4 protein-coding genes, 1 tRNA gene and 1 pseudogene are annotated in these 6,804 nt (G+C 41.5%); 3 read left to right on the forward strand and 3 right to left on the reverse strand.

Features of this window, described 5'->3' with window-relative positions:
* The first annotated feature begins 131 nt into the window (after positions 1-131).
* Complete coding sequence (locus tag GWI97_RS06935; protein WP_036933607.1) at positions 132-881, forward strand: SDR family oxidoreductase; 750 nt, start codon at positions 132-134, stop codon at positions 879-881.
* Between the two features lie 74 nt (positions 882-955).
* Here the strand turns inward: GWI97_RS06935 and rsmJ are convergent, their stop codons facing one another.
* Positions 956-1,702, reverse strand: a complete 747-nt coding sequence (gene rsmJ / locus GWI97_RS06940) for a 16S rRNA (guanine(1516)-N(2))-methyltransferase RsmJ (RefSeq protein ID WP_036933608.1) — start codon at positions 1,700-1,702, stop codon at positions 956-958.
* A 3-nt stretch (positions 1,703-1,705) separates the two neighbouring features.
* On the reverse strand, positions 1,706-3,748 hold the full coding sequence (gene prlC / locus GWI97_RS06945) for an oligopeptidase A (protein WP_087803743.1): 2,043 nt from the start codon (positions 3,746-3,748) through the stop codon (positions 1,706-1,708).
* A 241-nt stretch (positions 3,749-3,989) separates the two neighbouring features.
* Between prlC and GWI97_RS06950 the strand changes: the two genes are divergently transcribed.
* Positions 3,990-4,084: transfer RNA gene (locus GWI97_RS06950), tRNA-Sec, on the forward strand.
* Between the two features lie 154 nt (positions 4,085-4,238).
* Positions 4,239-5,443: pseudogene (locus GWI97_RS06955) on the forward strand (tyrosine-type recombinase/integrase).
* Positions 5,444-5,795: 352 nt separating this feature from the next.
* Here GWI97_RS06955 and GWI97_RS18525 read toward each other — a convergent pair.
* Entirely contained in the window at positions 5,796-6,623 is an 828-nt protein-coding gene (locus GWI97_RS18525) for an RHS repeat-associated core domain-containing protein (protein WP_337247648.1), read from the reverse strand.
* Between the last annotated feature and the right edge of the window lie 181 nt (positions 6,624-6,804).

Raw genomic sequence — 6,804 nt, forward strand, 5'->3', positions numbered from 1 at the left:
GTGTTTAACACCCGTCAGATCCCCTTGAATCTGCTACCCTCGTTTCCCTATCTTATCTTTTTCAAATTTTTCATCTGCTATCCTTAAAAAAGAGGCACTTTATAAAGTGGTTATTTTTGTAGGAGAAATTTATGGCAATGCAGATCGATTTTACTCTGCCAAATAAAGTCGCTGTTATTACTGGTGGAGCCGCTGGAATAGGGTTATCTATTGCTAAGATGTTTATTCAGAAAGGGGCTAAAGTCGCGTTATTAGATAGATCAGATAAAGTAGAGCAAGTTGCTCAGCAATTAAATAGTGCGGTTGGTATTCAATGTGATGTCACAAATGAAGAGTCTGTACATCGTGCAGTTTATTCTGTAATTGAAGAATTTGGCCATATTGATATTTTGGTGAATTGCGCAGGTATTGTGGCGTTAGCGCCCGCGGGATCACTTTCTGTTGCGGACTGGAATAAAACGCTATCAGTTAATTTAACGGGGACATTCTTGTTATGCCAAGAAGTGGGACAATATATGTTACAACAAGGGCAAGGGAAGATTATCAATTTAGCCTCTCAAGCGGGAGTGATAGCTTTGCCCGAACATATTGCTTATTGTGCCACTAAAGCGGGTATTATCGGTATGACTAAAGTGTTAGCGTTAGAATGGGCACCTAAAGGTTTACAAATCAATGCAATATCCCCCACTATTGTGATGACCGATTTAGGAAAGCAGGCTTGGGAAGGAGAGAAAGGCGAAAAAATGAAAGCTCAAATTCCAGCTCAACGCTTTGCTGAACCAGAAGAGATTGCCGCTGCCGCTGTCTTTTTAGCGAGTAATGCTTCAGATATGATAAATGGTCATAATCTTGTTATTGATGGTGGGTATAGTATTCAATAATCAGAAAATAGAAGAAAAGCAGTGGTGGTGTAATAAAGGGGCTATAAAAGCCCCTTTATAATAAAAGGATAGCCTTAAACACAAGGATAAATATCAAAACGGTGATTTTTTGTGGTCACATTGGCATGAGCGAGTTGATTATTTAATGGCTCTGCATAATCAGGTCGTTTTACGACGACACGCTTTTTAGCTAAAGTGATTGCTGGTTCGAGTAATGCATCTGCATCTTCATCAGCACCCACTAAAGATTGAAACACTCGCATCTCTTTTTTTACTAATGCACTTTTCGCCTTATGTGGATACATCGGATCAAGATAGACGACATCAGGAGGAGGTGTGATCTCAGTGAGTGCTTGGGCAGAAGAGGCATGAATTAACGTCATTCTCTCTTGCATCCATTCGCCAATATCAGCATCAAGATAAGCACGTTTTAGGCCATCTTCAAGTAATGCAGCAACGACGGGGTGACGCTCTACCATTCTGACTTTGCAACCAATAGACGCTAATACAAACGCATCTCGACCAAGTCCTGCCGTCGCATCAACAACATCAGGTAGATAGTCTTTTTTGATCCCGACAGCTTTTGCTACCGCCTCACCTCGACCACCGCCAAATTTACGACGATGTGCCATTGTACCTTCTACGAAATCGACATAGATGCCCCCTAATTTAGGTTCATCTTGTTTGCGTAATTCAAGGTGAGTAGGCGTTAACACTAAAGCCATGATTTGCGTTTCGTCGTGAACTAATCCCCAACGTTGCGCTAAATCAGATAAGGCGCTGTTATCAGCGCCTTCTTCACAAAGTAAACAGATATTCACATATCATCCTTTAATGCCGTAGCCTTTGAGCATAGCATCAAGTTTTGGCTCACGACCACGGAAGCGTTTGAACAGCTCCATTGGCTCTTCTGAACCACCACGAGTTAAAATATTATCAAGGAATGATTGACCCGTTTCGCGGTTAAAAATACCTTCTTCAGAGAAACGAGAGAAGGCATCAGCAGCCAGGACATCCGCCCATAAATAGCTGTAATAACCTGCGGCATAGCCACCGGCAAAGATATGGCTAAAGGCATGAGGGAATCGCGCCCAAGGTGTTGAAGGAACAACAGAAACTTGCTCTTTCACACTGGTTAAGGTTTCCATCACACGAGCTCCCTTAGCGGGATCATATTCAGCATGTAAACGAAAATCAAACAGACCAAATTCTAATTGGCGTAATACAAACATTGCTGACTGATAATTTTTTGCTTTAAGCATATTATCAAGCATTGCCTGTGGTAATGGTTCGCCAGTTTCATAATGACCAGAAATAAAGGCTAACGCTTCTGGCTCCCAGCACCAGTTTTCCATAAATTGGCTTGGTAATTCAACGGCATCCCAAGGAACGCCATTAATACCTGCAACATCAGCGATATCAATTTGCGTTAACATATGATGTAAGCCATGACCAAACTCATGGAACAGTGTGGTGACTTCATTATGAGTAAACAGTGCTGGTTTATCACCTACAGGTTTATTGAAGTTACAGGTGAGATAAGCAACAGGGTTTTGTAGCTTGCCATCGGCATGACGCATTCTTCCCATGCAATCATCCATCCAAGCACCGCCACGTTTGTGTTCGCGTGCATATAAATCAAGATAGAAGCTACCACGTAAGGTGTTGCTTTCATCATAAAGCTCAAAGAAACGAACATCATCATGCCAAGTATCGATGTTGTTACGTTCTTTGGCTGTTAAACCATAGATACGATGAACAACTTCAAATAAGCCACTTAAAGCACGTTGTTCTGGGAAGTAAGGACGTAGTTGCTCATCATCGATTGAGAACAGGTGTTGTTTTTGCTTTTCGCTGTAGTAAGCCAGATCCCATGACTCTAATTTATCAACGCCATAGTGTTCTTTTGCAAATTGAGTGAGTTCAGCTAACTCTTCTTCACCTTGCGGGTGAGCTCGTTGTGCTAAGTCAGTTAAAAAACTAAGGACTTGCTCTGGAGACTCAGCCATTTTAGTAGCAAGTGACTTTTCAGCATAATTTTTAAAACCAAGCAGTTGAGAGAGTTCGTGGCGTAGTGCGAGGATCTCGGCAATAATTTCGCTATTATCCCACTGACCTGCATTTGGACCTTGATCGGAGGCACGCGTGCTATAAGCGATGCTCATCTCTTTTCTAAGTTCACGATTATCCGCATAAGTCATCACAGGAAGGTAGCTTGGCATATCAAGTGTTAACAGATAGCCGTCTTGCTCTTTAGATTGTGCGATAGCTTTTGCCGCATCAATAGCGCTTTGAGGTATACCTGATAAATCTTCTACATCAGTAATTAGTTTAGACCAACCCATTGTGGCATCTAATACATTATTACCGTATTTAGCACCTAACTCAGACATACGCGCACTGATTTCACCAAAACGCTGTTGTTTCTCTTTTGGTAAACCGATGCCTGATAATTCAAAGTCACGTAATGCATTTTCAATCGCTTTTTTCTGTGGTTGAGTTAACGCATTAAAATCCGCACTTTCTTTAATTGATTTATAAGCTTGATATAAGCCTTCGTGCTGTCCCATCCATGTACTGAATTCAGATAGTAACGGTAAACTTTGTTCATAGGCTTCACGTAGTTCAGCACAGTTTTTAACAGAGTTTAAATGGCTAACAGGGGACCAAACACGAGAAAGCTTATCGCCTGCTTCTGCTAATGGTTGGCAAAGGTTATCCCAGGTAAATTGAGTATTATCAGCCAGTAATTTTTCAACTGTTTCACGATATGTGGTTAAAACTTCGTTTAGTGCAGGAACGACATGTTCTGGTTTGATAAGGGAAAATGCAGGTAATCCCGTTGTGCTAAGTAATGGATTTGACATAAAAAACATCCTGTATTTTGGTTTGCAGTGACGTAAAACACACCACTGAGTTTATTCGTTATAGATAGTAAGATGAGGATGAAACTGTATAAGTTCAATAGTATCGCGGTAATTATCGGAGGTTTTACTCAAAAACGGGATTATTTTATTTGAAAGGGGTTTTATTGATTTGATGCACTTGGGATTAAAAATAATTCAGCGTATAATCATCTCGTTATTTCCTTTTGACCCATTCAAAAATGGAAGATCATCGTCCCCGGTGGGGCGGCTGGACTTCAAATCCAGATGGGGCCGCCAGCGGTCCTTGGCAGGTTCGACTCCTGTGATCTTCCGCCAATTAAGTTCAATACAACTCCACAAAACTCAAGTAATCCCTTATAATACCAGCCATTAATACACTTCCCAGTCTCCTGATGTCAACCTACATCAATAGGTTTTTGGGAGCATATCAGGGGGCACTAAAAATTCACCCCAAAATGAGGTGCTCCCAATGACATTAACAGCCCGTCAGGTTGAGACTGCAAAGCCTAAAGAGAAGTCATATAAACTCTTTGATGGTGGTAGTTTATACCTTGTTACCGCTAAAGGCTCACGCTACTGGAGAATGAAGTATCGCTTTGGGTGGTAAATAAAAAAGATTAGCTTTTGGTGTTTTTCCTACTGTGACACTTGCTGAAGCACGTGAAATGAGAAACCAAGCAAAAAAGGTACTCGCAGCTGGTGGTGATCCAGGAGAGGTGAAAAAAGAAGAGAAGGCGATTCAAAAGCTCAGTACAGGGAATACGTTTGAAGCTATTGCTCGCGAATGGCATAAATCTAAAGCAGATCGCTGGTCACTGCGTTATTGTGATGAAATTATTGATACCTTTGAAAAGGATATCTTTCCTTATATTGGTAAACGCCCAATAGCGGAAATCAAGCCGTTAGAGCTGCTGGAAACGCTGCGTAAAATGGAGAGGCGCGGGCCTTAGAGAAGATGCGTAAAGTCCGCCAGCGTTGCGGTGAAGTGTACAGATACGCGATCATCACTGGCAGGGCAGAATACAATCCTGCTCCTGATCTGGCAACAGCGCTTACCCCACCGAAGAAACAACATTTTCCATTCTTAACCGCTGAAGAGTTACCTTATTTTCTGAAGGATCTAGCTGGATATACAGGCAGCATGATCACTAAAACAGCAACTAAAATTATTTTGCTCACTGCTGTTCGGACTCAAGAACTTCGCTTTGCTCGTTGGTAGGATATCGATTTAGAAAAAGGGATTTTGGGAATTCCGGCTGAAGTGATGAAAATGAAGCGACCGCATGTTGTGCCATTATCTAAACAGGTGATCGAGCTATTTAATTCACTTAAGCCGCTATCAGGGCATTATGAGCTTGTCTTTATAGGCCGTAATGACCATAGAAAACCAATCAGTAAGGAAAGCGTAAATCAGGTTATTGAGTTACTTGGGTATGCAGGCTAACAGGGCATGGCTTCCGCCACACAATGAGCACGATATTGCATGAGAAAGGATATAACTCGGCATGGATTGAAACTCAGCTCGCGCATATCGATAAGAACGCGATCAGTGGCACGTATAATCATGCTCAATATTATATGGATGGACGCAGGGAAATGATGCAGTGGTATGCGGATTACATGGATGAGTTGGAGGGGAGGTTGGGTAATGTTGTTGATGTGAATTTTAAATAACACCACTCAATCCCATTAATTTCAGGAAGTTGATCCCATAATTGGGTACCTAAGACAATGATTAATTGTGGTTTCAATTCTTGAACTACATTTAAAACTGTGCGAAATCAGAGTTAATATCAACATTAATACTCTACAAGGCACCACGGTACTCACTTGAGGGTTCATCAAACCACCAATTTTTATTTTTAAAATAATCAATCAATTTAGGGGTTAACATTTACCCTCCTTTTTTACAGCAATTAATCAGATTTCTACGATTGAGTTCTTCTTCAGCTCTTTGCCTCCAGTAAGCTTTCCGATCTGCATCAAAAAGATTACGATCTACAGGATTGATAGGGTGAGCATCCGGTTAATGTGGATGTAAAGCATTACTATATCTATATTGTTCGTGCGTTGGTGTTGATAACTCAAATAAAGGCCCTAAGCCATTTTGTTTAGAGTGATGTAGACTCACGATCTCATATTTACCATTTTTCACCACCATAGGACTTCGACCATCTTCGAGGACGATTTGAAGATTCGTTTTTACACCATCTCGCGTATTAACTTTTAAATCCCAGTCAATTGGTTGTTGATAGACAGTATATGTAATATCGGAAGGACCTGTAAAAGTTGAGCCTGTAAATAAACTACTAAGACCTAATGGATCAACCCACCCAATAGGACAATGCACATACCCATACGGATTAAAGCCACCTAATAATCCAATAGGATCTGGTGAAATATATTGCCCTGTATCCTTATCATAGTAGCGAAAGCGATTGTAATACAAGCCACTTTCTTTATCTTCATATTGTCCGGAAAATCGAAAATGGCATTCGGTATATTCAGGATCGTTATCGGCATAATCATCATGAGATTGCCAAAACGCCATTTGTCCCCAGGTATTTAACCGTCCTGCCCAGCTGACAATGCCTTTTTCGCTAAAGATTTCGCGTGGCGTGCCTTGATGGTCAGTGACGACATAATGCAGTTTTCCACGTTGATAACGTGCTGTTGGGGTAATTTCATTGGGTTGGTAGAGCCACTGAATTTGAGCGTCATAAGCGGGTGTGCCATCGGCATAAATCGGAGTTTCCTGCACCATCTGGTCGCCAGACCACAGGTAATCAACACGCTGAATGCGTTTGTTTTTAAACGGTGAATTGGGCGGTGTAATAGGGTGATTATCGACCACCTTGCTTTTACTGAGGCGTCGTCCAAAGGCATCGTAAGTGTAACGCCAGCATTCCCCTTCAGGGTTAAAACAGGCGATAAGTTGGTTAAGCGTATTCCATATTCCATTGGTAATACCACGTTTTTGCCCGAAAACCGTGTTGGTGAACCACTTTTTGGGTTAATCGACCATTAATGTCGTA

The organism is Proteus sp. G2300 (assembly GCF_009915965.1).
GTDB classification, from domain to species: Bacteria; Pseudomonadota; Gammaproteobacteria; order Enterobacterales; family Enterobacteriaceae; genus Proteus; species Proteus vulgaris.